Annotated in this window: 23 protein-coding genes, 1 tRNA gene and 1 pseudogene; 19 read left to right on the top strand and 6 right to left on the bottom strand. The window is 62.9% G+C overall.

The features are described from left to right. The first annotated feature begins 35 nt into the window (after window positions 1-35). The 5 genes from IE071_RS00445 to rocF all read left to right on the top strand — a co-directional run bounded on the left by IE071_RS00445 (window position 36) and on the right by rocF (window position 3207). A complete protein-coding gene (locus IE071_RS00445) occupies window positions 36-713 on the top strand; it encodes an SPOR domain-containing protein (protein WP_189439227.1) in 678 nt (225 codons plus the stop codon). 39 nt (window positions 714-752) lie between these two features. Continuing rightward, window positions 753-828, top strand: a tRNA-Thr gene (locus IE071_RS00450). A gap of 189 nt (window positions 829-1017) precedes the next feature. Next, a complete protein-coding gene (locus IE071_RS00455; RefSeq protein ID WP_189439228.1) occupies window positions 1018-1269 on the top strand; it encodes a hypothetical protein in 252 nt (83 codons plus the stop codon). A gap of 271 nt (window positions 1270-1540) precedes the next feature. Further along, the gene (locus IE071_RS00460; RefSeq protein ID WP_189439229.1) at window positions 1541-1738 is read left to right on the top strand and encodes a hypothetical protein; all 198 of its coding nucleotides are present in this window, start codon (window positions 1541-1543) and stop codon (window positions 1736-1738) included. A 554-nt stretch (window positions 1739-2292) separates the two neighbouring features. After that, window positions 2293-3207 carry an arginase gene (rocF, locus tag IE071_RS00465; protein WP_189439230.1) on the top strand — a complete coding sequence of 305 codons (915 nt, stop codon included), beginning with the start codon at window positions 2293-2295 and terminating at the stop codon, window positions 3205-3207. Between the two features lie 66 nt (window positions 3208-3273). Here rocF and IE071_RS00470 read toward each other — a convergent pair whose 3' ends face one another. Further along, on the bottom strand, window positions 3274-3603 hold the full coding sequence (locus IE071_RS00470; protein WP_189439231.1) for a YegP family protein: 330 nt from the start codon (window positions 3601-3603) through the stop codon (window positions 3274-3276). 218 nt (window positions 3604-3821) lie between these two features. Here IE071_RS00470 and IE071_RS00475 point away from each other — a divergent pair, with 218 nt between their 5' ends. The 3 genes from IE071_RS00475 (at window position 3822) to IE071_RS00485 (ending at window position 7986) form a co-directional block, all read left to right on the top strand. Continuing rightward, the gene (locus IE071_RS00475) at window positions 3822-5186 is read left to right on the top strand and encodes a tryptophan--tRNA ligase (RefSeq protein ID WP_189439232.1); all 1365 of its coding nucleotides are present in this window, start codon (window positions 3822-3824) and stop codon (window positions 5184-5186) included. Window positions 5187-5214: 28 nt separating this feature from the next. Beyond that, on the top strand, window positions 5215-5538 hold the full coding sequence (locus IE071_RS00480) for a hypothetical protein (protein ID WP_189439233.1): 324 nt from the start codon (window positions 5215-5217) through the stop codon (window positions 5536-5538). 225 nt (window positions 5539-5763) lie between these two features. Then, complete coding sequence (locus tag IE071_RS00485) at window positions 5764-7986, top strand: DUF5916 domain-containing protein (protein ID WP_229792685.1); 2223 nt, start codon at window positions 5764-5766, stop codon at window positions 7984-7986. A 3-nt stretch (window positions 7987-7989) separates the two neighbouring features. On the opposite strand, the gene IE071_RS00490 is transcribed toward IE071_RS00485, so the two are convergent. Next, window positions 7990-8373 carry a VOC family protein gene (locus IE071_RS00490; RefSeq protein WP_189439235.1) on the bottom strand — a complete coding sequence of 128 codons (384 nt, stop codon included), beginning with the start codon at window positions 8371-8373 and terminating at the stop codon, window positions 7990-7992. A 77-nt stretch (window positions 8374-8450) separates the two neighbouring features. Between IE071_RS00490 and IE071_RS00495 the strand changes: the two genes are divergently transcribed. Then, window positions 8451-8969, top strand: coding sequence for a M48 metallopeptidase family protein (locus IE071_RS00495; RefSeq protein WP_189439236.1), 519 nt, complete (start codon window positions 8451-8453; stop codon window positions 8967-8969). A 2-nt stretch (window positions 8970-8971) separates the two neighbouring features. After that, entirely contained in the window at window positions 8972-9625 is a 654-nt protein-coding gene (locus IE071_RS00500; RefSeq protein ID WP_189439237.1) for a DUF6348 family protein, read from the top strand. Between the two features lie 65 nt (window positions 9626-9690). On the opposite strand, the gene IE071_RS00505 is transcribed toward IE071_RS00500, so the two are convergent. The 3 genes from IE071_RS00505 to pdhA all read right to left on the bottom strand — a co-directional run bounded on the left by IE071_RS00505 (window position 9691) and on the right by pdhA (window position 13302). Beyond that, window positions 9691-11085 (bottom strand): dihydrolipoamide acetyltransferase family protein, encoded by a 1395-nt coding sequence (locus IE071_RS00505; protein ID WP_189439238.1) that lies wholly within the window; start codon window positions 11083-11085, stop codon window positions 9691-9693. A gap of 147 nt (window positions 11086-11232) precedes the next feature. Beyond that, window positions 11233-12213, bottom strand: coding sequence for an alpha-ketoacid dehydrogenase subunit beta (locus IE071_RS00510; protein WP_189439239.1), 981 nt, complete (start codon window positions 12211-12213; stop codon window positions 11233-11235). A 3-nt stretch (window positions 12214-12216) separates the two neighbouring features. Beyond that, a complete protein-coding gene (gene pdhA / locus IE071_RS00515; protein WP_077446002.1) occupies window positions 12217-13302 on the bottom strand; it encodes a pyruvate dehydrogenase (acetyl-transferring) E1 component subunit alpha in 1086 nt (361 codons plus the stop codon). A 207-nt stretch (window positions 13303-13509) separates the two neighbouring features. On the opposite strand from pdhA, the gene IE071_RS00520 reads away from it, so the two are divergent. The 5 genes and pseudogenes from IE071_RS00520 (at window position 13510) to IE071_RS00540 (ending at window position 20689) form a co-directional block, all read left to right on the top strand. Beyond that, window positions 13510-14358, top strand: coding sequence for a tryptophan 2,3-dioxygenase (locus IE071_RS00520; protein ID WP_189439240.1), 849 nt, complete (start codon window positions 13510-13512; stop codon window positions 14356-14358). A 112-nt stretch (window positions 14359-14470) separates the two neighbouring features. After that, a complete protein-coding gene (locus IE071_RS00525; RefSeq protein ID WP_189439241.1) occupies window positions 14471-15970 on the top strand; it encodes a peptide MFS transporter in 1500 nt (499 codons plus the stop codon). A 107-nt stretch (window positions 15971-16077) separates the two neighbouring features. After that, window positions 16078-18276, top strand: coding sequence for a choice-of-anchor tandem repeat GloVer-containing protein (locus IE071_RS00530; RefSeq protein ID WP_189439242.1), 2199 nt, complete (start codon window positions 16078-16080; stop codon window positions 18274-18276). A gap of 548 nt (window positions 18277-18824) precedes the next feature. Beyond that, window positions 18825-18986: pseudogene (locus IE071_RS00535) on the top strand (MFS transporter); the annotation flags it as partial. Between the two features lie 194 nt (window positions 18987-19180). Next, window positions 19181-20689: a peptide MFS transporter gene (locus tag IE071_RS00540; protein ID WP_189439243.1), complete on the top strand. Its 1509-nt coding sequence runs from the start codon at window positions 19181-19183 to the stop codon at window positions 20687-20689. A 62-nt stretch (window positions 20690-20751) separates the two neighbouring features. Here IE071_RS00540 and IE071_RS00545 read toward each other — a convergent pair whose 3' ends face one another. Beyond that, window positions 20752-21222: a MarR family winged helix-turn-helix transcriptional regulator gene (locus IE071_RS00545; RefSeq protein WP_189439244.1), complete on the bottom strand. Its 471-nt coding sequence runs from the start codon at window positions 21220-21222 to the stop codon at window positions 20752-20754. Window positions 21223-21331: 109 nt separating this feature from the next. Here IE071_RS00545 and hppD point away from each other — a divergent pair, with 109 nt between their 5' ends. The 4 genes from hppD (at window position 21332) to IE071_RS00565 (ending at window position 25621) form a co-directional block, all read left to right on the top strand. Further along, complete coding sequence (hppD, locus tag IE071_RS00550; protein WP_189439245.1) at window positions 21332-22426, top strand: 4-hydroxyphenylpyruvate dioxygenase; 1095 nt, start codon at window positions 21332-21334, stop codon at window positions 22424-22426. Between the two features lie 12 nt (window positions 22427-22438). Beyond that, a complete protein-coding gene (gene hmgA / locus IE071_RS00555; RefSeq protein ID WP_189439246.1) occupies window positions 22439-23746 on the top strand; it encodes a homogentisate 1,2-dioxygenase in 1308 nt (435 codons plus the stop codon). Window positions 23747-23776: 30 nt separating this feature from the next. Then, window positions 23777-24763 carry a fumarylacetoacetate hydrolase family protein gene (locus IE071_RS00560; protein WP_189439247.1) on the top strand — a complete coding sequence of 329 codons (987 nt, stop codon included), beginning with the start codon at window positions 23777-23779 and terminating at the stop codon, window positions 24761-24763. A gap of 96 nt (window positions 24764-24859) precedes the next feature. Continuing rightward, window positions 24860-25621, top strand: coding sequence for a helix-turn-helix domain-containing protein (locus tag IE071_RS00565; RefSeq protein WP_189439248.1), 762 nt, complete (start codon window positions 24860-24862; stop codon window positions 25619-25621). Window positions 25622-25680 lie beyond the last annotated feature (59 nt).

Consider the following 25680-nt stretch of genomic DNA (forward strand, 5'->3'; position numbering starts at 1 on the left):
TAGAATGGCGGCTGCTGCCGGTTGCTGGGGGTTCGATGTTTCTGCGTTTGCTGTTTGTGCTTTTGAGCGCGCTCAATATTGCAGTGGGCGCGTGGTTGCTGCTGGGGCAGCCGTATGCCCGCGGCGGCCGTCCCAGCGATCCGGGGGTGACGGAATTGCGTCTGCTGTCGGAATTGCCGCAAACCGCGCCGGCGGCCTCGACGTCGGCGACAGTGGCCGCACCGGCAGCGGATCCGACAACGACACCACGCGTGCTCAGCTACAGCTGCGTGGCGCTGGGACCGTTCGCCACCCCGCAGGATCTGCGCAATGCGCGCCAGGCGCTCACCGCGCAGGCTACCCGCATGCGCTCGCGCCAGGAGCAGGCCAGTCAGACCAGTGGCTGGTGGGTGTATCTGCCAGCCGCCGGCAGCCGCGCACAAGCACTGGAGCAGGCGCGGCAGCTTGGCGCGCATCAGATCGGCGATTACTTCGTGGTCAGTTCCGGCGATCAGCCCAATACCATTTCGCTGGGCCTGTTCAAGGATCCGGCGAATGCGCGCAAGCGTCGCGATGAAATCGTCGCCGCCGGCTTCCCTGCCCGCATGAGCGAGCGCAGTGAAAGCGTGCCCGAGTACTGGCTGGATCTGGTGGTTGCCGACAGCAGCCGCTTCGACTGGCGCAGCCGCGTCCGTGTCAGCGGCATTGGTTCACACAGCACCGGCTGTTTTTGAGCACGCGGCCCTGCGGCCCTGCTAGAATCCCCGACCTTCGCCGGCATAGCTCAGTTGGTAGAGCAACTGATTTGTAATCAGTAGGTCCCCAGTTCGAATCCGGGTGCCGGCACCATGTAGTCACGCGCTTAGGCCGTCCTTCGGGTCGGCCTTTGTCGTTTTGGGGCAGGTCGGACACGGGATCGGACCGATGCGTCATCGTCTGCCATGTCTGAACCGTTCCCAAGACACTTAACGCCATTATCGCGATCCATATACTTCGAATTGTTCACGCTCAAATCCTCTGAAGGTGCGAGGACACATCATGGGAATGCTTTACGTGGTGCAGGGTTTTTGCGAGATGGGTGGGGATGTCATTCCCGATAAACCTATCCTTCACGGCATGGAACAGTTGGCGCGCACGCGCGGCGAGATGCTGGCCGGACAACGCGATGGCGTGCTGGTGTATGCGCAAGAAGCGGATATTGATCGCGGCGAATATTCGGAGCCGGTCATTCTCGCGAAGTACGGCTTGGTGCCGCATCCGGAACAACAAAGCCTCTGTCAGATGGGCTAACGCCATACCGGAGTCAGTGCCCGTAACGCGTGCTGCCTAGCGGTGGTCCGGGCATCGATCCCGTATCGACGCCACGCAGCCGCCGGGATTGTTTCCAGCCCACCTCGGTCGCATGGTCTGTCTGCGAACCTGTTGCGCACAAAGTTCATGCCAGGCTGCGGTAAGATTTCCGAATGGAAAAAGATTCTAAATAGAAAAAATTATGTGCACGCGGCGTGAAAGCTTGTAGGATCGACTCAACGGCTGCACAGGGGCAGTCGGGAGTAATGACATGCAAACGCTTCTTGCACATTCCGCCTTCTGGCGTGGAGTGTCGCTGTTTGCAGGGATGCTGGTGGCAAAAATCGCGCGTGATTCGAAACCCATGGTTGCGCCGGTTCGTCGTGACGAACTGGTGTCTTGGAGTTCGGGTGCGCGCTCGCGCCGCGAAGATGAGTTGGCGCGTAGTTGTCGGGATGAAGTCCACTAAACGAGCGCCTTGATTCCGGTGCGTGTTGTCGCAAATAGCGATAGCCGGGGCCGTGCGCTTCGATCTGCCGAGATCAGCTTTGTCCTGTGTTGGGCGGGAGAGTGGTCATGTGCATCGTGCCGATACTTCGTGTCGGTAGTCGGTGCGTATCCATGCTATTCGCCCTCTCGGCTCGTGCCCGGATCTGGGAACCTGCGGTCAACAGCAGGTCGAGCACGGTTGCGCGACGAGAATCATCGATCCCGATCGGAATATGGTTCCTGCTGGTTTTGAACGTGCGAATCGCGAGGTGATTGGCGCGATTCGACAGCCGCCTGCTGACGGAGCATGACGCTGTGCGAGAGGCTGCGTAACGGCGTAGGCCAGGCCATTCCGGTAAACTTCGGCCAATTCGTGACGCTGCATGTCGCGAATATCTTTCTCGCACGGACGCCGGCGATTCGCCTGGGAGCGGTGGCTTGAAGTCACCTTTCACTGGCCGCCGCACCGACATCGACGGCGCGTGACGGCTGTGGCCGTGCCCGTCGGCGTGCCACAGCCAGGTAAACAGCGATATGAGCAGACAGACCATTTCACTGATCGGCGCGCCGACTGACATCGGTGCCGGCCATCGCGGTGCCGCGATGGGACCGGAGGCGCTGCGGGTGGCCAATCTGGCGGAAAAGCTGGAGCGCCGAGGACTGACCGTGGTTGACCGCGGCAATCTGCAGGGGCCGCTCAATCCGTGGCAGCCGCCTGTGCATGGCTATCGTCATCTGGATGAAGTGGTGGCATGGAATACGGCCGTCTATACGGCTGTTCATCAGGAGCTTCAGGCGGGTCGTTTGCCGATCCTGCTGGGTGGCGATCATTGCCTGGCGATCGGCTCGGTCTCGGCGGTGGCCCGCCATTGCCACGACGAGGGGAAGCAGCTGCGCGTGCTGTGGCTGGATGCGCATACCGATTTCAACACGGCGCAGGCTACGCCGACCGGGAATATCCACGGCATGCCGGTGGCTTGCCTGTGCGGTACTGGTCCAGCCGAGCTCACCACTCTCAGCGGTCACGCGCCGGCGACTACGCCGGATGTGTTCCGCTACATCGGCATCCGCTCGGTCGACGAAGGCGAGAAGCGGTTGGTACGCGGGGCGAACATGCAGGTGCACGACATGCGCCGTATCGACGAGGTCGGCATCAAGCGCGTGATGGAGGAGGCGCTGGCAGGCATCGACGAGAACACCCATCTGCATGTGAGTTTTGATGTCGACTTCCTCGATCCCAGCATCGCGCCGGGCGTCGGCACCACCGTGCGCGGCGGCCCGAATTACCGCGAGGCGCAGCTGTGCATGGAGATGATCGCGGATACCGGGCGGATGGCGTCGCTGGATATCGTCGAGTTGAATCCGGCGTATGACAAGCGCAACCAGACTGCGAAGTTGGCGGTGGATCTGGTCGAGTCGCTGTTCGGCAAGTCCACGCTGATTCGCTGAGCCAGGCTGACCTGAAGCCGGCTGGCGTGATAACGGCGCGCCCCGGAAAGGGGCGCGCCGTTGCGCTCACTCCTCAACGAGCTTGGCGTCCGGCGCGTTCGCCATCACCGAGGCGATACCCGCATCGCGCGAGTGCTCGCTTTCATACATTTCGCTGCTGCCGATGACCTGATGGTTGGCGGCCTTGAGATTGAAGTGGAATTTGCCGTTGACCGAGGTCTTCTTCTCGTAGTGCGCCGCATTGGCTGCGTTCTTGCGCACCGACTCGATGCCATTGTGCGCACCGGACTTGTCCTTGTAGCCCTCGCTCTTGAGGATGATCTCGCCATTGCCGGCCTTCAGATTGAAGTAGGTCTCGCCGTTCTTGCCAGTGAATACCGTGAACTTGCCACTCATGGCTGAATCTCCTTTGCGAACGATCATGGGTCGGCAGAATCTGAACCGGCAGACGTGATTTTTTTGGCAAGGGACAGCACCAGTCGTGGCGAAGTGAGCCGGCCCGCCTGTTTTCGCGAGGAGCAACCCGACGGTCGAAACCCTTGCCGCGGAAGGGCTGGCTGGTCGAGGTGCCGCGCGGGATGTCGTAGACTGGCGTTTTACTTGCGCGACGCAGCATGAATACCCGAGTCCTGACCGGCATCACCACCACCGGCACGCCGCATCTTGGCAATTACGTGGGTGCGATTCGCCCCGCCGTCGAAGCCAGTCGGCGCGACGACGTCGATGCGTTCTATTTCATGGCCGATTACCACGCGCTGATCAAGAGCGACGACGCGGCGCGGATCGAACGTTCGCGACTGGAGATCGCCGCCACGTGGTTGGCAGCCGGGCTCGATCCGGCACGGGTCACGTTTTATCGCCAGTCGGACATTCCGGAAATTCCGGAGTTGACCTGGTTTCTCACCTGCGTCGCGTCCAAGGGCATGCTCAATCGCGCGCATGCGTACAAGGCGGCGGTGGACCGGAATACAGAAACCGGCGAGGACGCCGATGCCGGCATCACCGCCGGCCTGTACATGTATCCGGTGCTGATGGCGGCCGACATTCTCGCGTTCGACGCGCACAAGGTGCCGGTCGGGCGCGACCAGATCCAGCACATCGAGATGGCGCGCGATCTTGGCCAGCGCTTCAACCATATCCACGGCCGCGAGTTCTTCGTGCTGCCGGAGGCGCTGATCGAGGAACAGGTGGCCACGCTGCCGGGTCTTGACGGGCGCAAGATGTCGAAGAGCTACGACAACACCATCCCGCTGTTCGCCGGCGGCAAGAAGCAGCTTCGCGAAACGATCATGCGCATCGTCACCGACTCGCGCCTGCCGGGTGAGGCGAAGGATCCCGACAACTCCGCGTTGTTCACGATCTTTCGTGCCTTCGCCTGCGAGACCGAAACTTCTGCATTCCGTCAGGCGCTGATCGACGGCCTCGGCTGGGGCGAGGCGAAGCAGGTGCTGTACGAACGGATCGAGTCCGATGTGGCGCCGATGCGCGAACGCTACGAGGCGTTCATGGCCGACCCGGCAGCGATCGAGGCGATCCTGCAGCAGGGTGCGCAGAAGGCACGCGCGATCGCCACGCCGAAAATCGTCGCTTTGCGCGATGCGCTGGGTCTGCGTTCGGCCACTGCGGTGACAACGACGACAGGCCAGCCGAAGGCGACGCCGAAGCAGGGCAAAATGCCGCGCTTCGCCAGTTTCCGCGACGCCGATGGTAACTTCCGTTTTCGCCTGTTCTCCGCGGACGGCGAGGAGTTGCTGCTGTCGATGCCGTTCACCGATCCGAAAGCGGCCGGTGCGCTGCAGAAGCGCCTCAAGACGCTGGGTGCGGCCGCTGCCGTGGTGCAGGCCCAGTCATCAGGCATGGCCTTGGTGCTGGATGGCGAGCCGGTTGCCAGCACGCCCGAGCACCGCGACGAATCGGCACGCAACGACGCCCTCGCGCGACTGCATGAGGCACTGGATCAACTCGCCGCGCAGGAATGATGCGTCGCGATTCATGAGTGATTGACCGATGCGTTACCTCGCCATCCTGCTGCTTGCGCCGTGGCTGCTGATTCTGTGCTGGGCCTATTGGGCCTATCCGAAGAGTCTGCCGCGCACGTCGGGCCGCCGCGTGCTGGATGTCGCCGCCTTGCTGCTGGCGCTGATTGCCGCCGCGCAGTGTGCGGTGATCGGTTTCGACATGGCCGAATTGCCGGTGGTCGACGGCTTCGGGCGCTCCAGCGGCGCGATCTGGCAACAGGTGCTGCCCGCGTTGTACGGCTACGGCGCATTCACTGCTGTACTGGTGCTGGCGATGTTGCTGCGCCATGTGATCTGGGGACGTCGCCGCTGACTCTCTGCCCGATGGCAGTAGTGCCGTGTCGACGACGCTATTGCGCGTGAAGCAGTAGCCGTCAATCACGGCGAGCAGCGACCAGCCACAAGTCATGCGTGACTTATGGCTGTCGATGACAGCTAAACGCAAAGTGCAATCTATGCATCCATATGACGCGGCGAATTCATCGCCACGTGGCGCAATCCTGCGCAGCATTATCTGGAAATCCCCCACGACATGCGCATGGCATGCCTGCTGTTTGTGATCTTTGCGCTGCCATCGGCGTCTGCATGGGCTGTCGATATCGACGGCCACATCAAGCCCGATGAATGGAAGGGCGCGCGCCACATCACCGATTTCCGCCAGACCCAGCCGCTCAGCGGCAAGCCGGGCTCCCTGCATACCGAGGCGTGGATCCTGGCCACGCCGGAAGGCCTCGCCGTGGCCTTTCGCTGCGAGCAGCCGGCGGATGTGCCGCGCACGCGACAGCGCGTGCAGCGCGACTTCGAGGATCAGGTCGATCGCGTCAACCTGATGGTCGACTTCGATGGCGATGGACGCACTGGCTACGACTTCGTGGTCAGCTCGACCGGCGGCATCAATGACGCCGTGGTCACCAACGAAAACAATTTCAACAAGGACTGGGACGGCAATTGGCAGCATGCGGTCAGCGAGGACGCCGCCGGCTGGAGTGTCGAGATCCTGATCCCGTGGTACATCGCGCCGATGCATACGGCCCGCGACGGCAAGCGTACGCTCGGTGTGTATCTCGATCGCGTCGTCGGCACGACCGGCGAACGCGTGGCGTGGCCGGCCGCCAGCTTCACGCGCCCGCGCTTCCTGTCCGAGTTCAGCCGGGTCGAAGTGCCGCAGTACAGCCAGTCGCTGCTGGCGATCACGCCGTACGTGTCCGGCCTGTATGACAACGTGCGTGGTCGCAGCCACTTGCAGGAAGGCGCCGACCTCCTGTGGAAGCCGAACGGCCAGTTCCAGTTGACCGCGGCGCTGAATCCGGACTTTGGGCAGGTCGAAAGCGATGACCTGGTAGTCAACTTCGGCGCTACCGAGACCTACGTCGCCGACAAGCGACCGTTCTTCACCGAGAACCAGGGCATCTTCGATTTCAGTCTGCTCGACGACAACAGCCAGCTCGTCTATACCCGGCGCGTCGGTGGCCCATCCGACGATGGCCATGGCGCCGCCGACATCAATGCCGCGATCAAGCTCAATGGCAGCGTCGGCACCACTAGCTACGGCGTGATGGCGGCGGACGAGGATGGCGAGGCGGGCCGGTTCTTCGGTGCTGCCCGGGTGACCCACGACTTCGGCGACCAGAGCCTGGGCATGCTGCTGACCCGCGTCGATCGGCCGTGGCTGGACCGCGAGGCGACCGTACTCGGCGTCGATCACCATTGGCGGCCGACGCCGCAGTGGACCATCGCGACCAACGTGATCGCCAGCGACATCCTGCAGTACGGCACGCATACGCGTGACAGCGGGGCGACTCTGGTGGCCAATTATGAGATGGGCGGCGGCTGGCGCCAGCAGTGGCTGGGCATGCATTTCGGCGATCAGCTGCAGGTCAATGACTTCGGCTACCTGTCGCGCAACAACTTCAACTATGGCCACTGGGAAGTGCGCAAGCGCTTTACCGACTTGCCGGCCGACTCGGCGTACAGCTCGCATGATTTGCAGTTCCGCATCGATGCGCTGGACAACGATCACGGCCTGCGCCTGCGTCGCCAGTTGCGCATCGGCGACCTCAGCAACCTGCGCAACGGCGCCACCGACCAGGTGCAGTTCAACTTCAACAGCGCCGGCTGGGACGACCTGCTGACCCGCGGTCACGGCGCGCTTTTCCTGCCGCCTTCGGTGGACCTTGCGTACGAGCGGATCAGCCCGCGCCATGGCGACTGGGCGTTCAAGCTGGATGCGGAGGTCGTCAGTGGCGGTCTCAGCGGCAATCGCCAGATCGGCTACAACGTCAAACTCCTGCCGACGTACTTCATTAGCGACGCCTTCAGCGTGTATGCCGGCCCGTACTACGAGCACGTACCGGACTGGCTGGTGTGGCAGCACGACAACCTTATCGGCCGCTTCAACGAGCACAGCCTGGAACTCGACGCCGGCTTCGACTGGAACATTGACAGCCGCCAGGAGCTGCGGCTCAAACTGCAGGCGATCGGACTGGATGCACGCACGCGTGGCGGCTATCGCGTCGGCGGCAACGGGCGCGCCGTCGCCACGGATGACCCGGTCGATGACTTCAGCGTGCGCAATCTCGGCCTGCAGATCCGTTATCGCTACGAACTGGCACCGCTGTCCTATCTGTATGTGGTCTACGGTCGCGGCGGCTATGCGCAGGACGACTTTGCGCACAGCACGACCGACGTGTTCAACAACAGCTTCGCGCTGCGCGACGACGAACAGTTACTGGTCAAGGTCAGCTACCGCTTCGATATCTAGAGTTCAGTCCCAACGATTGAGGTGCGGCCCGAACGCCGCGCGCTGCGGCTGCACCACGCAGAAGCGATGGCCGCTGGGTGCCTCCATCACCCACCAGCGATCGCGCACTAGTGCAACACGGTGAGCGCCGAGCTTTTCCAGTCGGGCCACCTCCGCGTCCAGGTCGTCGGTCTCGATATCCAGATGCACGCGGCTGGCGTGGTCCACTTTCTGCAGCAGGATGATCGGCTCGTCCGCGGCGGTCTGCAGTTCGGCGTACCTGCCATCGCCATCCTGGTCGGCACTGGCGACCGGTTTGCCGAGCGCGTGGCTCCAGAACGCGGTAGCCACGTCGAGATGGTCGATGTCGCAATCGATGACGATGGTGCTGAGCCGACTGTGATGCATGGGACACCTCCGCGGATAATCGAAGTGGCTGTTCTACGCCGAAGCGCGTGAACCGGTGCAGTGCGAGAATACCCGGCATGATCCCGCTCAAATATCTCCAGGCCTACCCGACCACCTTGCAGGACAAGGTGCGCGAGCTGATTGCGCAGGAGCGCCTCGGCGAGCATCTGGCCAAGCGCTATCCGGAACGCCATCCGGTGCAGAGCGACAAGGCGCTGTATGCCTACACGATGGATCTTAAACAGCAGCATCTGAAGAACGCGCCGGGCATCGACAAAGTGCTGTACGACAGCAAGCTCGACGTGGTGCGCAATGCGCTGGGCCTGCACACTGCGATCTCGCGCGTGCAGGGCGGCAAGCTCAAGGCGAAGAAGGAAATCCGGGTGGCCGCGTTGTTCAAGGCGGCCGCGCCGGAGTTCCTGCAGATGATCGTGGTGCACGAACTGGCGCACCTGAAGGAATACGATCACAACAAGGCGTTCTACCAGCTGTGCCAGTACATGTTGCCGGACTACCATCAACTCGAGTTCGATCTGCGCGTGTATCTGACCTGGCGCGAGTTGCCGACAACGGCCAATGCAGACAATCGGGACTGACGATGAATAGTGCGGCACTACAGAAATACCTGCTGCGGCTGTTCGAGCGGCACGATGTCGAACTGGATGCGGACGAGGACGGCTGGCTGGTCACCGATGACGATTTTCCCGCGATCCGTGCCGAGTGGCATGAGGGCATTGCAGGCGAGCCGGGTCGTCTCGATATCGACGTGGTGCTGAGCGAGGAGCGTCGCATCGAGGAGAGCTTCGCCGGTATCGGTGGTGGTGACGCCGGTTGTCGCGATGCCCTGCACGCATTCGAGCAGAATGCGTTCCACATCTTGCTGGCGGCCTGCTGGTACGTCACCGACGAGCGCAAGATGCAGATTGCCGCGTGGGATATCGGCGTGCGTACCTGGGACGTATTCGTCGGTCCGTTCAACGTGCGTGGCACGACCGCTGATGCCGTGAGCATTCCGGCCGAGGCGTTGGCGGCGATCGAGGCTGCGGTGAAACGCGAAGCGCTGACGCCCGAGCTGCACTGGCTGCGCCTGGTGCACAGCCATACTGCTGCCGGGGACGACTCGCGCAGCGAGGCGTTGCTCGACAACGAGTTGTGGACGGCCGGGACCTTGGCGCTGACCGCGGTGGCGTGGCCGCAGGCTGGCGACTACAGCGCGCGCTGTTTCATGTTGCTGGACGTGCGCGATTACTGATCGCTAGTGAAAGAAACAAACAGGGCGCCCGAGGGCGCCCTGTTTGTTTTACATGTGCAGCCAGCTCAGTTCGGCAGCGCCAGATCGTCGAGCATCGCCTTGAGGAAGCGCGCGGCTTCACCGCCGGTGGCGGCACGATGATCGAAGGTCAGCGACAGCGGCATGCGGCGATGCACTTCGATGCCGCCGATCACCGCGACCACGTCGTGGCTGAGCTTGCCGGCGCCGACGATGGCGACGGTCGGCGGCACCACGACGGGCGTGGCGTAGCGGCCGGCGAACATGCCGAAGTTGGACAGACTGATGGTGTAGCCGGACAGCTCCGACGCCGGGATGGAACGATCCTCGACCTGCGTGCGCAGGCGCTTGATCGCAGCGCGGATGCCGGCACCGTCGAGCACGTCGGCGTTGCGCAGCGCCGGCACGAACAGGCCGTCGTCGGTATCCACCGCGATGCCGATGTCGACATGCGGATGCAGGGTACGGGTGAGGTTCTTGCCGTCGAACCACGCGTTCAAGCCCGGCACCGTCTTGCAGGCAAACACGATCGCGCGGATCAGGCGCGCGGTGATGTCCTGCTTGCCGATCCAGGCATGCAGGTCGGCGTCGTCGACGAGGGTGGTCGGCACGACCTGCGCGTGGGCGTCGGCCATCACGCGGGCCATGTTGCGACGTACGCCCTTCAGTTGTTCCGGCTGGCCGCTGGCCTGCTGCGACGGCGGTGCGGTGCGCACCGGTTTGCCGGCGAGCGACACCGGTGTACGGGCGGCTTCAGGCTGCGGCAGTTCGGGCGCAAGATGGCGACCGGCGGAGGCGGGCACACTGCGGGGCACACTGCGTGCCGGCGCAGCACCGAGCGCAGCCGAACCGTTGGCGGCGGCGTCCTTCACATCCTTCATGGTGACCACGCCATCGGCGCCGCTCGGGCGCACGCGGGTCAGGTCGACCTTGAGCTTCTTCGCCAGCGCGCGCACCGCGGGCACGGCCTTCACGCCGCCGATGTTGGCGGCCTGTTCGACGTGCACATGACTGCCGCTGACCATCGCGCCGACCACGGTGCCTTCGTCTTCGCGTGCCGCGGCAGTCTCTTCGACTTCGCCACCCTCATCCGAAGCGACCACCTTGTGGCTGTCGTCCGTGGCTGGGCTGCCGACACTTTTCTTCGGGCCATGCTGGTGGCCCGTGTCCTGCGATTCGGCGCGCTGCTTGGCGTTCGCATCCGGCTCGAACTCGGCCAGCGCGGAACCGGTCTCGATGATGTCGCCGGCGGCGCCGTGCAGCTTGGTCACTTTGCCGGTGTACGGCGAGGGCACGTCGACGACCGCCTTGGCGGTTTCCATCGAGCACAGCGGGGCGTCGAGCTTGATGCTGTCGCCCACCTTCACGTGCCACTCGACGATGGTCGCGTCGGGCAGGCCTTCGCCGAGGTCGGGCAGGTAGAACGTCTTGATATCAGCCATGAGCAGATTTCCAGGTATGAGTTGTCCGGTTTGCTCCCTCCCCTGCATGCAGGGGAGGGCTGGGGTGGGGTGCTCTTTGCCTGAGTTTCAGATCAAGAGCTTTACCCCCTCCCGGCCTCCCCCTGCAAGCAGGGGGAGGAGCGAGACTTAGCTTGCCGCTAGCGTACGCTTCGCCGCGTCGACGACGCGCTCCACGCTCGGCATGTATTTCATTTCCAGGCGAAACAGCGGGATGTGCGTGTCGAAACCAGTGACACGCTCGACCGGCGCGAGCAGGTCGTACATGCACTCCTCGGCCAAGCGGGCAGCGATCTCCGCGCCGAAGCCGGCGGTCTTGGGTGCTTCGTGCACGATCACGCAGCGGCCGGTCTTCTGCACCGATTCGGCAATGGTGTCGAAGTCCAGCGGGGTCAGCGTGGCGACGTCGATCACTTCGGCGCTGATGCCCTGGCTGGCCAGTTCGTCGGCAGCTTCCAGCGCCTCCTTCACCTGCGCGCCCCAGGTCACCAGGGTCACGTCGGTGCCGTCGCGCAGCACGAAGCACACGTCCAGCGGCAACGCCTCGCCGTCGTCCGGCACTTCTTCCTTGTACTGGCGATAGATGCGCTTCGGCTCGAAGAACATCACCGGATCCGGATCGCGGATCGCCGCCAGCAGCAGGCCGTAGGCGCGCGCCGGCGACGAGGGCATCACCACGCGCAGGCCGGGGATATTGGTGAACAGGTGCTCGTTCGCCTCGGAGTGATGCTCCGGCGCGCGGATGCCGCCACCCCACGGCGCGCGGAACACCGCCGGCACGGTGAGGCGGCCGCGGGTGCGGTTGCGCATGCGTGCGGCGTGGCAGGCGATCTGCTCCATCATCGGATAGATGAAGCCTTCGAACTGCGCCTCGGCGACCGGCTTCATGCCCTGCACGGCGAGACCGACGGTGACGCCGGCAATGGTGGTTTCGTCCAGCGGCGTGTCGAGCACGCGCAGCTCGCCGAATTTCTCCTGCAGGCCCTGGGTGGCGCGGAACACGCCACCGTTGAGGCCGACGTCCTCGCCCAGCACCATGACGCTGTCGTCGTGGGCCATCTCATAGGCGAGTGCCTGGGTGACTGCTTCGATGAGAGTGATTTGTGCCATGACTCAATGACCCTTGGTTTCAAGCGAGAGGACGTAATCGCGCTGCTTGGCGAGATCGGCGGGGACTTCGGCGAAGATGTAGTCGAACATCGCCGAGACCGGCTGGGTCTTGGTTTCGAGGTAGGCGTTCACCTCGTTGTCCATCCACTCGTCGCACTCGGCCTTCCAGGCCTCTTCCTTCGCGTCGTCCCACACGCCCTTGGCCACCAGCCAGTTGCGCAGGCGCTTCATCGGCTCCTTTTCCCAGCCGTCCTTCACTTCCTGCTCGCCGCGGTAACGGCGTGCGTCGTCGGCGGTGGTGTGGTCGCCGAGGCGATAGGTCACCGCCTCGATCACGCTGCCACCCTTGCCGCTGCGCGCGCGCTCCAGCGCGTCTTCCATCGCCTTGCGTACGGCGATGATGTCGTTGCCGTCGACCTGGATCGAGAACAGGCCGGCGGCGATGCCTTTCTGTGCCAGCGTGGGCGCGCCGGACTGGATCTTGCGCGGCACCGAGATCGCCCACTGGTTGTTGACGATCACCGCCACCAGCGGCAGGTTCTGCGCGCCGGCGATGTTGATGGCACCGTAGAAGTCGCCCTTGGACGAGCCGCCGTCGCCGATCGTGCACACCGCCACGCGCTTCTCGCCGCGGATCTTGAACGCCAGCGCGGAACCCGCGGCATGCAGGCACTGCGTGGCGATCGGCACCGACCAGGCGAAATCGTGGCGTGCCGGCTCCTTCTGGTAGTCGTTGCCGCGCTCGTCGCCACCCCAGTACATGTAGACCTCGCGCGGCTGCACGCCGCGATACAGCTGGGCGCCGTATTCGCGATAGCTTGGCGCATATACATCTTCGGGTCGCATCGCGCTGCCGATGCCGACATGCGCGGCTTCGTGGCCGAGGCAGCTGGCATAGGTGCCGAGCTTGCCGGTGCGCTGCAGCGCGATCGACTTGGCGTCGAACACGCGGGTCGACAGCATCAGCTTGTACAGCTCGACCATGTGGCCGAGGTCCTTGGCGAACTCGGGCAGATCGTCACGGACCTGCTTGCCCTCGGCATCGAGGTATTGCAGGTATTCGATTTCAAACTTGGCGGCGATGGTCACGACTCGCTCCGGGGTGAGGAAGAGAGGGGGTAAGCAGGGAACACGACATTTTACCGGGAGTCGGTGAAGGCCGTATGTCCGGATAAGACCGCGCTTGATAACAGGCGAGCATGTTGCACTGCAAGGTACGGTGCAGCATGCGGGGGCGTACGGGGTGGCTTGCGACAGCCGCTAAAATGACCGTCTTTTGCCGGACTGCCTAGCAGCATGAGCGAGAACCAGCGCGATATCGAAGCCGGCATCCAGACCGACCTCAACGGTCAGATGACCTACGGTGGTTACCTGCATCTGGACACGTTGCTGTCTGCGCAGCAGCCGCTGAGCCAGCCGCCGCATCACGACGAGATGCTGTTCATCGTGCAGCATCAGGTGTCCGAGTTGTGGATGAAGCTGCTGATCCATGAGCTGAAGGCAGCTGTGGCGCATCTGCAGGTCGACGACATCGACGCCTGCCTGAAGATCCTTGCGCGGGTGAAGCAGGTGCAGCGCCAGCTGTTCGAGCAGTGGGCGGTGCTGGAGACATTGACGCCATCGGAGTACTTGGAGTTTCGCGGCGTGCTGGGGCCGTCGTCCGGCTTCCAGTCGCTGCAGTACCGGCAGATCGAGTTTCTGCTCGGCAACAAGAACGCCGGCATGCTCAAGGTGTTCGCCCACGATCCGGCCGCGCAGGCCGAGCTGCGCGCGGTGCTGGAAGCGCCCAGCCTGTACGACGAATTCCTGCGCTACCTGGCGCGGCGTGGTCATGCGGTGCCGGCCGAACTGCTGCAGCGCGACTGGAGCCAGGCGTATCAGCGCAGCGAGGCGCTGCTGCCGGTGCTCAAGCGCATCTACGAGGGGCGCGCGGATTTCTGGCCGGAATATCACATGTGCGAGCAGCTGGTGGACGTGGAAGGGAGTTTTCAGCTGTGGCGTTTCCGTCACATGAAAACGGTGGAGCGGATCATCGGCCATCGTCGCGGCACCGGTGGTTCGTCTGGCGTGAGCTTTTTGAAGAAGGCGCTCGATCTGGAGTTCTTCCCCGAGCTGCTGGACGTGCGCACCGTGCTGGGCAGCTGACACTTTCGTAGGAGCCCGCTGGCGGGCGATGCTCTTGATCTGAGTCTCCAATCCCAAAGCAAAAGCATCGCCCGCGAGCGGGCTCCTACAAATGACACCTTGAGGGGAATCCATGAACCAGGCTGTCGAGACAAGCGCCGCACCGAGCTATCCGCAGATGCTCGGCCATCCGCGTCCGTTGTGGATGCTGTTCATGACCGAGTTCTGGGAGCGCTTCGCGTTCTACAGTGTGAGCTGGGCGCTGGCGCTGTACATCGTGGCGCATTTCTACAACGGCGACGCCTCCGGCCAGGCCTGGGCCAGCAGCATCTTCGGTGCGTATACCGCACTCATCTACGCCTCCAGCATCTTCGGCGGCTATGTGGCGGACAAGGTCATCGGCTACCAGCGCTCGATCCTGCTCGGTGCGCTGGTGATGGCGCTCGGCTTGTTCGTCGTCATGCTGCCGAGTCGCGAAATCTTCCTGGTCGGCCTGGCGATGGTGATCGTCGGCAACGGACTGTTCAAACCGAACATCTCCACCATGGTCGGGCAGCTGTATGGACGGGATGACCCGCGTCGCGATCGCGGCTTCACCTTGTTCTACATGGGCATCAACGGCGGTGCGTTGCTGGCGCCGCTGCTGACCGGCTGGATGGCCGGTTATTTCACCGACACGCCGATGCAGCAGAACTACCGGATCGTGTTCGGCGCTGCCGGCGTCGGCATGCTGCTTAGCCTGCTGTGGTTCTGGTTCGGACGACGCGGACTGCAGGGCGTAGGTCGGCCAGCGCCGGAGGCTGCCGGCCGGATGCGCGTGGTGTGGGTGTTGCTGGGCATGATCGTCGCGGTGCCGCTGGTGTATCTGCTGCTGGCGTTTGTCACCACCGGACTGTCATGGATGCTGGGCGTGCTGTTCGCCGGCGTGGCCGTGATGCTGCTGGTCGAGGCAGTCCGGCACGGGCGGGTACAGGTGGATCGCGTGGTGGCGATGCTGATCATCTTCGCCTTCAATATCCTGTTCTGGATGTTCTATTTCCAGCTCGGCACGTCATTCAATTTCCTGGCGGAGAACCTGGTCGACCGGCAGATGTTCGGCGGCTGGACATTCCCGGTCGGCTGGTTCCAGTCGGTGAGTCCGCTGGCGATCATCGTGCTGGCACCGGTCGTCACCGTGGTCTGGAGTCTTCTGGCGGCGCGCAAAAACGAGCCGTCGATCCCGCGCAAGTTCGGCCTCGGCCTGGTCTTCAACGGACTGGGTTTCGCGGTGCTGATGTATGCCTTGTCGCGACTGCTCGGTGCGTCTGGGCTGATTCCGTTCTGGCCGCTGGTGCTGTGCTACGTGCTGCAGACCGTGGGCGAGCTGTGCCTGTCACCGATCGGGCTATCGATGGTGACCAAACTGGCGCCGCCGCGGCTGGTCGGTCTGGCGATGGGTGGCTGGTTCCTGTCGCTGGCGGTGGGCGGCAACCTGTCCGGCCTGCTCGCCGGACATATCAGTGGCGACAGCGGTATGACCGCCGCCTCGGCATTGAGCGGCTTCACTTTCAGCTTCTGGCTGCTGGCCGGCTCGGGTGTGCTGTTGTTGCTGATCTCGCCGTTGATCAACAAGCTGATGCACGGCGTGCGCTGACGCTTTGTACGATTCATCGTAAGTTTTTGCTGTTGTCGGGGTGGTTCAAACAGCAGAAGATGCTGTGCGGCTTGATTTCACAACGGTCGTTCCTCAGGGGGACAAACATGGCATCAAATTTCGGGGCGCGATTGCGTCCTTGCGTGCAGTTGCGTGTGTCGAAAGCATGGAGGGTCATTGTCGCAACGCTGTTATTCGGGTGCCTGGTGAATTTCGCCCATGCGGCACCCGCGCGTTACCAGGTGATCATGCAGTTTCCGAATGCCGACGGACTGGGTGCGGCGGGTTTTGGTTTTGCCATCGCACCCAACGGCACTATGTACGGCACGTTTGGGTCTGGGGGTGGGATGTACGGCTTAGGCGGTATTTATTCGGTGAGCCCATCAGGCGTATTTACCGATGTTCACGACATGGGCCTGTACGAAGGGTCCCAGCAACTTCCAGGTGGTAGTCGTGCCAGCGTCCCCTTCGTTCAATCGGTTGGTTTGACGAGCGACGGTAGCGTGTATGGGACGACTTATGCCGGAGGCCCGTATACCGATCCCGTAAATGGCCCGCAGCCGCAGGGTACGATATTCAAGCTTTCCCCGGATGGCCAGTTCACTACATTGCATACGTTTTACGGCAACACCCTTAGCACGAGCGATGGGGCGACGCCGATGGGTGTGACGCTCGGACCGGACGGCAACTACTACGGATTCACGCTGTACGGGGGAGGCACCAACGGTTCCAACGGCGGAACTATCTTTCAGTTAACGCCGGGTGGTCAGGAAAAAATCATCTACAGTCTTTATGGCCCTGGCAACAACGCGACGAGTTTTTTGGTGGGCTCGGATGGCAACATTTATGGATCCCTGCTGGCTGGATCACAACTGACCTACAACGGGGCACCACTTACCGCCGACGTGCTGTTCAAGCTCACAGTGGACGGCAACCTGTCGGTGATCCACCAATTTGCTAGCGCGGTCGATGGCACCAGGGTGAGCCACCTGATTCAGGGTGTGGATGGAAACTTCTACGGAACTACGACGGGTGGCGGTGCGAACGGGTTCGGGACGGTCTTCGAGCTCGATCAAACGGGCACGTTTTCCGTCCTGCATTCATTCGACAATACCGTAAAGCAGGAAGGCTTTTCCGCCGGTCCGTTGGTGCAAGGCACGGACGGAAATCTATATGGTTCAACCACTCTCGGTAGCCTGAATGGCTTGGGTGCCGTATACAAGCTGGCTCCCGACGGCGTGTTCACTCTCCTGCAGAAAATTGACGGCACGGCGGCCAACGGCGGGTCCCCTTCCACCATCGTTCAATCCGGGCCGCGGACGTTCTATGGTACGGCGGGCGGGGGGCTCACAACGCCTAATCCATCGGGGGTCTACAAGCTGGTTGTGCCCGTGCATGATGACGTCACCGCAGTCGGTCGAGCTAGTGTGCTGGCCAGTGGCCCGGGTGTTTTTTCGACGACGCTCATTACTACAGCCGGTGCAACCCAAGGCGCGTCGCTGGCGATTGCAGCCGGTTATTACCCGGCTGCAATCGGCGACTTCAATGGTGACGGCGTGACGGATATCGTATGGACCAGCGCCAACAATGATCTGTACATCTGGTTTGGCAGTGCCAGTGGATACACATCGAAATACGCCGGCACTTATCCGGTCGGTTGGAGTGTAGTAGGCGCGGGCGATATCGATGGCGATGGCAAGGACGATCTGCTGTGGGTCGACAACCACGCACACGAATTCGCCTACTGGGTTATGGATGGCACCACGCGCACTGGCTATCGGATCTTCAACATCACGCCAGGTTATTACCCAGCGGCTATCGGTGACTTCAATGGCGATGGCAAGTCGGACGTGTTGTGGACCAGTGCGAACAACGATCTTTACATGTGGCTCAGCACCGGCAGTGGCTTCACTTCGAAATACATCACCACGTATCCAGCCAGTTGGAAGGTAGTGGGACGTGGTGATCTCGATGGCGACGGCCGCGACGATCTCGTCTGGCAGACCAAAGACGGTGTTAGCTGGGGTTATTGGCTGATGAACGGTGCATCCATCGAAAAAATTGTCAGTCTGAGTGTGCCCGTGCAAGTTGCCGGCTACACCATTGCTGCAACTTCAGACTACAACGGAGATGGCGTTGCCGACATCGTCTGGTCGAACGGGAGCGATCTCGTGCTGTGGTCAAATCTGGGACAGTGTTCCGTCATGGTGGTATGTACATTCAGCGCCTCCACCGGTCCGATCTCGGTTCCGGCGGGAGAGGCCATTTTCAATAGCGGTATCCCGTTGTCAGTAACCACTCAGTGACATCAGTGACATCAGTGACAGGCATGATTCGGGGAAAGAAGTTCGGATTGAGTTCTCAATATCAATGGTGGTCTTGATCGAATTTTCAGGTGGAAGAAAAGGGCAGCCAAAGTTGGCTGCCCTTTTTGTATCCATATCGGCATGTTTCAGCGCTTTATCGGTAGCAATTTGCCGAGGATGCGACGCAGTCAGTTGCGATTTCTTTCGTTGAGATTCTCAAGCACTTCGCGCTCACGCGTTATCGGCGCTACTCGTCGTTCATGGTCCGGCCCACCTCGGTCAGACCGAGGATCGAGCACTACATGTTGCCGTGGGTGATTCGATGGCGGGCTCGGCTTCGACCAGTTCGCCGAGACGTGGCTCACCGCAACCTTGCCTATCGCGGTGCGCTCGGCGCGCCTCGCGGGCCGATAGATCGTTGAAGCGGGCCAGCATAGCCATTACCCACGATTCGGTCGCTGAGATGTCGCAGCGGTGCCGATGTACGCCTTGCACTTGCTCGATAGCCGTGGATTGATCCCGTTTGGGCCGATAGAGCTGTGCTAGGTTGTCTGTCGCCGATCGGTCTGTCGATGGTGACCAAGCTAGCACCATCGCGGCTAGTCGGCCTGGCGATGGGCGGCAACCTGTCCGGTCTGCTGGCCGACTCCGGCGTGCTGTTGTTGCTAATCTCGCCACTGATCAACATGCTGATGCACGGCGTGCGCTGATTCGGGAGGTTGGCAGCGGCACATGAAGGGGCGGTCCTCGGGTCGCCCTTCTGCATTCATGCCGGGCGCGTTCCGTGCGGGAGCGACGCGTCGTTGTTGCAGTGCATTTGACGGCAGCGGTGGTCAGCGGTTACACCTTCCGCAAGAATTTACGTATCCGCACGTGACGTGCCGACCCGCCAGCAGGGAAACCCATGAGCCAAGCCACCGACACGACGCCGCGCGCCGTGCCCGATTATCCGCAGCTGCTTGGCCATCCGCGCCCGTTGTGGATGCTGTTCATGGCCGAGTTCTGGGAGCGCTTCGCGTTCTACGGCATGCGCTGGGCGTTGACGCTGTACATCGTGGCGCAGTTCTTCAATGGCGACAGCGCCGGCCAGGCCTCCGCCAGTCGGACCTATGGCGCGTACCTGGCGCTGGTGTACGCCACCGCCGTATTTGGCGGTTATGTGGCGGACAAGATCATCGGCTACCAGCGCTCGATCCTGCTCGGCGCGGTGGTGATGGCGGCCGGTCTGTTCATGGTGATGGTGCCAAACCAGCAGATCTTCATGCTCGGGCTGGCCACGATCATCGTTGGCAACGGCCTGTTCAAGCCGAATATTTCCTCGATGGTCGGGCAGTTGTATGCGCCGGGTGATTCGCGTCGTGACCGTGGTTTCACCCTGTTCTACATGGGCATCAATGCCGGTGCGCTGATCGCGCCGGTGCTGACCAGCATGCTGGCGACCAAGGTGTTCGGCACGCCCGGCCACCAGAACTACCACGTGGTGTTCGCCGCTTCGGGCGTCGGCATGCTGATCAGCCTGGTGTGGTTCTGGTTCGGTCGGCGCCAGCTCGGTCGCGTCGGCATGCCGGCGCCGGAGATCGCCAACCCGATGCGCGTGGTCTACGTCGCGCTCGGTGTGCTGGTGGCGATTCCGCTGGTCTACCTGCTGATGGCCAAGGCCGGCGCCGTGGTCCTGCAGTGGCTGCTCACCGCGCTGTTCCTCGGCGTGGGCGTGATGCTGGTGGTCGAGGCGATCCGCACCGGTCGGGTGCAGATCCAGCGGGTGATCGCGATGCTGATCATCTTCACCTTCAACGTGCTGTTCTGGATGTTCTTCGAGCAGGCCGGCAGCTCGTTCAACTTCCTTGCGCAGCACATCGTCGATCGCCAGATGTTTGGTGGCTGGGAGTTCCCGATCGGCTGGTTCCAGTCGGTCAATCCGGTCGCCATCGTGCTGCTGGCGCCGCTGGTGACCCTGGTGTGGGCGTGGCTGGACAAGCGTCGCATCGAACCGTCGATTCCGCGCAAGTTCGGGCTCGGCCTGATCGGCAACGCGCTGGGTTTCGCAGTACTGATGTACGCCCTGTCCAGCCTGGTCGGTGACAACGGCATGATTCCGCTGTGGCCGCTGGTGCTGTGCTACGTGCTGCAGACCGCCGGCGAGCTTTGCCTGTCGCCGATCGGCCTGTCGATGGTGACCAAGCTGGCACCGGTGCGGCTGGTCGGACTCGGCATGGGCGGCTGGTTCCTGTCCACCGCCATCGGCAACAACCTGGCCGGCCTGTTCGCCGGACATGTCAGTGGCGAGAGCGGGATGACCGTGGACTCGGCGTTGTCCGGCTACACCATGGGTTTCTGGATCCTGCTGGGTGGCGGCATCCTGCTGTTCCTGATCGCGCCGTTGATCAACAAGCTGATGCACGGCATACGTTGATCCAGTCGAGTTGATTCGCCATGAAGGAGGGCGGCCATGGGCCGCCCTTCCTGTTGCGGCATTCAGGGCTTCGCCGGTTGCAGTTTGTCGAGGATGCGTTCCAGCCAGGCACGTTCCTCGGCGTCGAGCTTCGCCAGCACTTCGCGTTCGCGCGCACGCGCCATCGGCGCGACTTCGTCGTGCATGGCCCAGCCTGTTTCGGTCAGGCCCAGCACCGAACGGCGCTTGTCGTCGTCGTGGATCGCCCGGCTGACCCGGCCGGCCGCGACCAGCCGCGCCAGCGCACGGCTCACCGCCACCTTGTCCATCGCGGTGCGTTCGGCCACTTCGCGAGCGGACAGTCCGTCGAAGCGGGCCAGCACGGCCATCACCCGCCATTCGGTCACCGAGATGTCGTAGCGGCGCTGGTAATCGTCGGCAATCGTCTGACTGATCGTGTTGGACAGGATCGACAGCCGATACGGCAGGAAATGTTCCAGCTGCAGCGGAGCGTGCTCGGCGGTGGCGGGGGCAGGCTGACGTTTGGCGGGCATTGCGGCGGTGTTCCTTGCAAATGGTTTCATATGAAACTATAACGTACGATTATCCGGATGGTGGCACGCTCAGGCACTGCCATCGTGCACCGACAGACAGGAGAGCGCCATGAACGCCCAGCCGAACCTTGGCATGCAGGTCACCACGTTCGAGAACCCGATGGGTATCGACGGTTTCGAATTCGTCGAGTTCGCCGCGCCGGCCGGTCGCGCCGATGAGTTGCATGATCTGTTCAAGCGGATGGGTTTCAGCGCGGTGCTCAAGCACAAGACGCGCGCGATCACCGTATACCGGCAGAACGGCGTGAACTTCCTCGTCAACGAGACTCCGGATTCGTTCGCTGCCGATTTCGCCGACAAGCACGGCCCCAGCGCCTGCGGTTTTGCGATCCGCTTCAAGAAGCCATCCGACGAAGTGCTGGCCACGGTCCTCGGCAACGGCGGCGAAGCGGTGACCGACAAGGCCGACAGCAAGGCGGTGAACGCGCCGGTGGTCAAGGGCATCGGCGACTGCATGCTGTACCTGATCGACCGGTACGGCAGCGCCGGCAGCATCTACGATGCCGACTACGCGCCGATCGAAGGTGCGGATCAAAACCCGCAAGGTTTCGGTCTGACCTTCATCGATCACCTCACCCACAACCTCTACTTCGGCAACATGCAGAAGTGGTCGGACTACTACGAGAAGCTGTTCAATTTCCGCGAGATCCGCTACTTCGACATCAAGGGCGTCAAGACCGGCCTGGTGTCGAAGGCGATGACCGCGCCAGACGGCGTCGTGCGCATTCCGCTCAATGAGTCGAACGACCCGAAGAGCCAGATCAACGAATACCTCGACGCGTACCACGGCGAAGGCATCCAGCACATCGCCTGCTTCACCGACGACATCTACACCACGGTGGAAAAGATGCGCGCGGCGGGCGTGGAGTTCCTCGATACACCGGACGCGTATTTCGAAGTAATCGACGTGCGCGTGCCGAACCACGGCGAGGACGTGGCGCGGCTGGCGAAGAACAAGATACTGATCGACGCCGACCTGGAGACCAAGCAGCGCAAGCTGCTGCAGATCTTCACCCAGAACGCGATCGGCCCGATCTTCTTCGAGATCATCCAGCGCAAGGGCAACGAAGGTTTCGGCGAAGGCAATTTCCAGGCGCTGTTCGAGTCGATCGAGCGCGACCAGATGAAGCGCGGCTTCCTGTAAGGATCTGTCCTCATGGCGACGATCGTCAGCAACGGTTACCAATCCGGCTTCGGCAACGAGTTCGCGAGCGAGGCGATCGCTGGCGTGCTTCCGGTAGGGCAAAACTCGCCGCAGCGGGTCGCGCACGGTCTCTACGCGGAGCAGCTGTCCGGCACCGCATTCACCGCACCGCGGCACAGCAACCGGCGCAGCTGGCTGTACCGGATCCGTCCGGCGGCAGTGCATGAGCCGTTTCAGTCGTTGGCGCATGCCACGTTCCATAACCGTTTCGACGAAGCGCCGGCGACGCCGAACCAGCTGCGCTGGAATCCGCCGCCGATGCCGTCGCAGCCGACGGATTTCGTCGATGGCCTAGTCACGCTGGCAGGCAATGGCGGCCCGGCCGAGCAGGCCGGCGTGGGTATCCACGTCTATACGGCGAATCGCTCGATGCAGGGGCGGTTTTTCTACGACGCCGATGGCGAGCTGCTGGTCGTGCCGCAGCAAGGTGCCTTGCGCCTGGCCACCGAGCTGGGCGTGCTGGACGTCGAGCCGCAGGAGATCGCGGTGATCCCGCGCGGTGTGCGTTTCCGCGTGGAGCTGCTGGGTGATGAGGCTCGCGGCTACATCTGCGAGAACTTTGGCGCGCTGCTGCGCTTGCCGGACCTGGGCCCGATCGGCTCGAACTGTCTGGCTAACGCTCGCGATTTCCTCACCCCGCACGCGGCGTACGAGGATGTCGAGGGTGCGTTCGAGCTGATCGCGAAGTTCCAGGGTATGTTGTGGTCAGCGAAGATCGGTCACTCACCACTGGATGTGGTCGCCTGGCACGGCAACTACGCGCCGTACAAGTACGACCTGCGCCGCTTCAACACGATAGGCTCGATCAGTTTCGATCATCCCGATCCGTCGATCTTCACCGTGCTGACCTCGCCCAGCGAGCAGGAAGGCACGGCGAACGTGGATCTGGCGATCTTCCCGCCGCGCTGGCTGGTGGCGCAGCATACGTTCCGGCCGCCGTGGTTCCATCGCAACGTGGCCAGCGAGTTCATGGGCTTGATCACCGGCGTATACGACGCCAAGGCCGAAGGCTTCCTGCCCGGCGGCGCGTCGCTGCACAATTGCATGAGCGGGCACGGTCCGGATGCGGCCACGTTCGAGAAGGCGTCCAACGCCGACCTGTCGAAACCGGACGTGATCGGCGGCACGATGGCCTTCATGTTCGAGACGCGCAAGGTGATCCGGCCCACGCAACAGGCGCTGGATTCGGTGCAGTTGCAGGACAATTATCACGAATGCTGGCAGGGCATCCGCAAGCACTTCGATCCGTCGCAGGCGTAAGCCGCCGCACCGTTCTGTCTGGAGAAACGCATGAAGCTGGGAAGTCTGAAGGAAGGCGGCCGCGACGGTACGCTGATCGTGGTCAGCCGTGATCTGACGAAGGCCGTGAAGGCCAGCGCCATCGCGCCGACCTTGCAGGTCGCGCTGGACGACTGGTCCAACAGCGCGCCGCGACTTAACGCGCTGTCGGACGAATTGAACGAAGGCAAGGCCAGCGGCGCGTTCGCGCTGGACATGACGGCACTCGCCTCGCCGCTGCCGCGCGCGTACGAATTCGTCGACGGCTCGGCCTACCTGCCGCATGTCGAGCGCGTGCGTCGCGCGCGTGGTGCCGAGGTGCCGAAGTCGTTCTACACCGATCCGCTGATGTACCAGGCGACCAGCGCCGGTTTTCTCGGTCCGCGCGATCCGGTGGTGGTGCCGAGTGAGGACTACGGCATCGACCTGGAGGCTGAAGTGATCGTGATCACCGACGACGTGCCGATGGCGGTGACACCGGCGCAGGCGTCGGAGCACATCCAGCTGATCGGCCTGATCAACGACGTCAGCCTGCGCGGATTGATCCCGAAAGAACTGGCCAAGGGCTTCGGCTTTCTGCAATCCAAACCGCGTTCGGCGCTGTCGCCGGTGCTGGTGACACCGGATGAACTGGGCGACGCGTGGCAGGGCGACAAGCTGCATCTGCCGATGCGCACCTGGTTGAACGGCGCATGGTTCGGCGAGGCCGAGTGCGGTGTCGATATGCAGTTCAGCTTTGCCGAGCTGGTCGCCCACGTGGCAAAGACGCGTCCGTTGACGGCCGGCAGCATCGTCGGTTCCGGCACCATCGCCAACGAGGACACCGGCAAGGGCGCGTCATGCCTGGCCGAGCAGCGCACGGTGGAAACCTTGCGCGACGGCCAGCCGAGTACACCGTTCCTGAAGTTCGGTGACCACCTGAAGATCGACATCACCGATGCTGCTGGTGCTTCGATCTTTGGTTCGATCGAGCAGCAGATCGCGCCGTATCGGGGCTGATAGCGTTGCTGACAGGGTCTGCATTGGCCCTGTCACACACACGCCTGTGACAACTCGCGCTTTGACCCGCTGGCCGTGACACGGCACCATCCGGGCATGCGATCCAGCGTCCCGCCATTCCAACTTGCCGAGTTGCCCAGCTCGATTGCCGACGACGGCGATGAGACGCGTTTCTGCGGTACCTGCGCGTTCTCCAGTGCCTGCATCGCGGCAGGTTACGACAAGCCCGAGCTGGCCGAACTGCAGTGCCTGGTCGAGCATGTCGGGCCGTTCTGCGCGGGCGAACACATCTTCCGCACCGGTGATCCGTTCCGCGCGATCTTCGCTGTGCGCGGCGGCACCGTGAAAACCCGCATGGTCGACAAGGACGGTCGCGAGCAGGTGCTCGGCTTCTACTTGCCCGGCGAAGTGATCGGCCTCAACGCGATCTATCCCGAGCGTTTCCCGTGCGATGCAGTGGCGCTGGATACAGCGTTCTTCTGCCGCTTCTCGTTTCCCGCGATGAGCGCGCTGGCCTCGCGCGTGCCGGCGGTGCAGCAGCATCTGTTCCGCATGCTCAGCAAGGAACTGGGCAGTGCGTCGCTGCTGGCCGGCGACCATAGTGCCGATGAGCGGGTGGCCGCGTTCCTGATGGACCTGGCCAGCCGCTACGCCGCGCGCGGCTTTTCCGCCACGCATTTCCACCTCAGCATGTCGCGTGGTGACATCGCGAACTACCTGCGGCTTGCCGCCGAAACGGTTAGCCGCGTGCTCAGCCGCTTCCGGGCGCAGAAGCTGATCCAGATCGAAGGGCGTGAATTGCATTTGCTGGATGTGCCGGGTCTGCGCGCGATCGGGCAGGCGTTGTTGCCGGATTGATGCCGCCGCTGCTGAGCGGATTCACCAGCGTGATTTGACCCAGATCATGGCCGCCGCTC

The organism is Rhodanobacter panaciterrae (assembly GCF_014651895.1).
Classification (GTDB): domain Bacteria; phylum Pseudomonadota; class Gammaproteobacteria; order Xanthomonadales; family Rhodanobacteraceae; genus Rhodanobacter; species Rhodanobacter panaciterrae.

Excerpts from the sequence above, each read along its gene's own strand:
- IE071_RS00480 (WP_189439233.1), top strand. The coding sequence starts at position 5,215 with ATGCGTTACCTCGCCATCCTGCTGCTTGCGCCGTGGCTGCTGATTCTG.
- IE071_RS00565 (WP_189439248.1), top strand. The coding sequence starts at position 24,860 with ATGCGATCCAGCGTCCCGCCATTCCAACTTGCCGAGTTGCCCAGCTCG.
- IE071_RS00485 (WP_229792685.1), top strand. The coding sequence starts at position 5,764 with ATGGCATGCCTGCTGTTTGTGATCTTTGCGCTGCCATCGGCGTCTGCA.
- IE071_RS00470 (WP_189439231.1), bottom strand. The coding sequence starts at position 3,603 with ATGAGTGGCAAGTTCACGGTATTCACTGGCAAGAACGGCGAGACCTAC.
- IE071_RS00545 (WP_189439244.1), bottom strand. The coding sequence starts at position 21,222 with ATGCCCGCCAAACGTCAGCCTGCCCCCGCCACCGCCGAGCACGCTCCG.
- IE071_RS00495 (WP_189439236.1), top strand. The coding sequence starts at position 8,451 with ATGATCCCGCTCAAATATCTCCAGGCCTACCCGACCACCTTGCAGGAC.
- IE071_RS00455 (WP_189439228.1), top strand. The coding sequence starts at position 1,018 with ATGGGAATGCTTTACGTGGTGCAGGGTTTTTGCGAGATGGGTGGGGAT.
- hppD (WP_189439245.1), top strand. The coding sequence starts at position 21,332 with ATGAACGCCCAGCCGAACCTTGGCATGCAGGTCACCACGTTCGAGAAC.
- IE071_RS00510 (WP_189439239.1), bottom strand. The coding sequence starts at position 12,213 with ATGGCACAAATCACTCTCATCGAAGCAGTCACCCAGGCACTCGCCTAT.
- IE071_RS00445 (WP_189439227.1), top strand. The coding sequence starts at position 36 with ATGTTTCTGCGTTTGCTGTTTGTGCTTTTGAGCGCGCTCAATATTGCA.
- hmgA (WP_189439246.1), top strand. The coding sequence starts at position 22,439 with ATGGCGACGATCGTCAGCAACGGTTACCAATCCGGCTTCGGCAACGAG.
- IE071_RS00500 (WP_189439237.1), top strand. The coding sequence starts at position 8,972 with ATGAATAGTGCGGCACTACAGAAATACCTGCTGCGGCTGTTCGAGCGG.
- IE071_RS00475 (WP_189439232.1), top strand. The coding sequence starts at position 3,822 with ATGAATACCCGAGTCCTGACCGGCATCACCACCACCGGCACGCCGCAT.
- rocF (WP_189439230.1), top strand. The coding sequence starts at position 2,293 with ATGAGCAGACAGACCATTTCACTGATCGGCGCGCCGACTGACATCGGT.
- IE071_RS00525 (WP_189439241.1), top strand. The coding sequence starts at position 14,471 with ATGAACCAGGCTGTCGAGACAAGCGCCGCACCGAGCTATCCGCAGATG.
- IE071_RS00505 (WP_189439238.1), bottom strand. The coding sequence starts at position 11,085 with ATGGCTGATATCAAGACGTTCTACCTGCCCGACCTCGGCGAAGGCCTG.
- IE071_RS00540 (WP_189439243.1), top strand. The coding sequence starts at position 19,181 with ATGAGCCAAGCCACCGACACGACGCCGCGCGCCGTGCCCGATTATCCG.
- IE071_RS00460 (WP_189439229.1), top strand. The coding sequence starts at position 1,541 with ATGCAAACGCTTCTTGCACATTCCGCCTTCTGGCGTGGAGTGTCGCTG.
- IE071_RS00490 (WP_189439235.1), bottom strand. The coding sequence starts at position 8,373 with ATGCATCACAGTCGGCTCAGCACCATCGTCATCGATTGCGACATCGAC.
- IE071_RS00520 (WP_189439240.1), top strand. The coding sequence starts at position 13,510 with ATGAGCGAGAACCAGCGCGATATCGAAGCCGGCATCCAGACCGACCTC.
- IE071_RS00530 (WP_189439242.1), top strand. The coding sequence starts at position 16,078 with ATGGCATCAAATTTCGGGGCGCGATTGCGTCCTTGCGTGCAGTTGCGT.
- IE071_RS00560 (WP_189439247.1), top strand. The coding sequence starts at position 23,777 with ATGAAGCTGGGAAGTCTGAAGGAAGGCGGCCGCGACGGTACGCTGATC.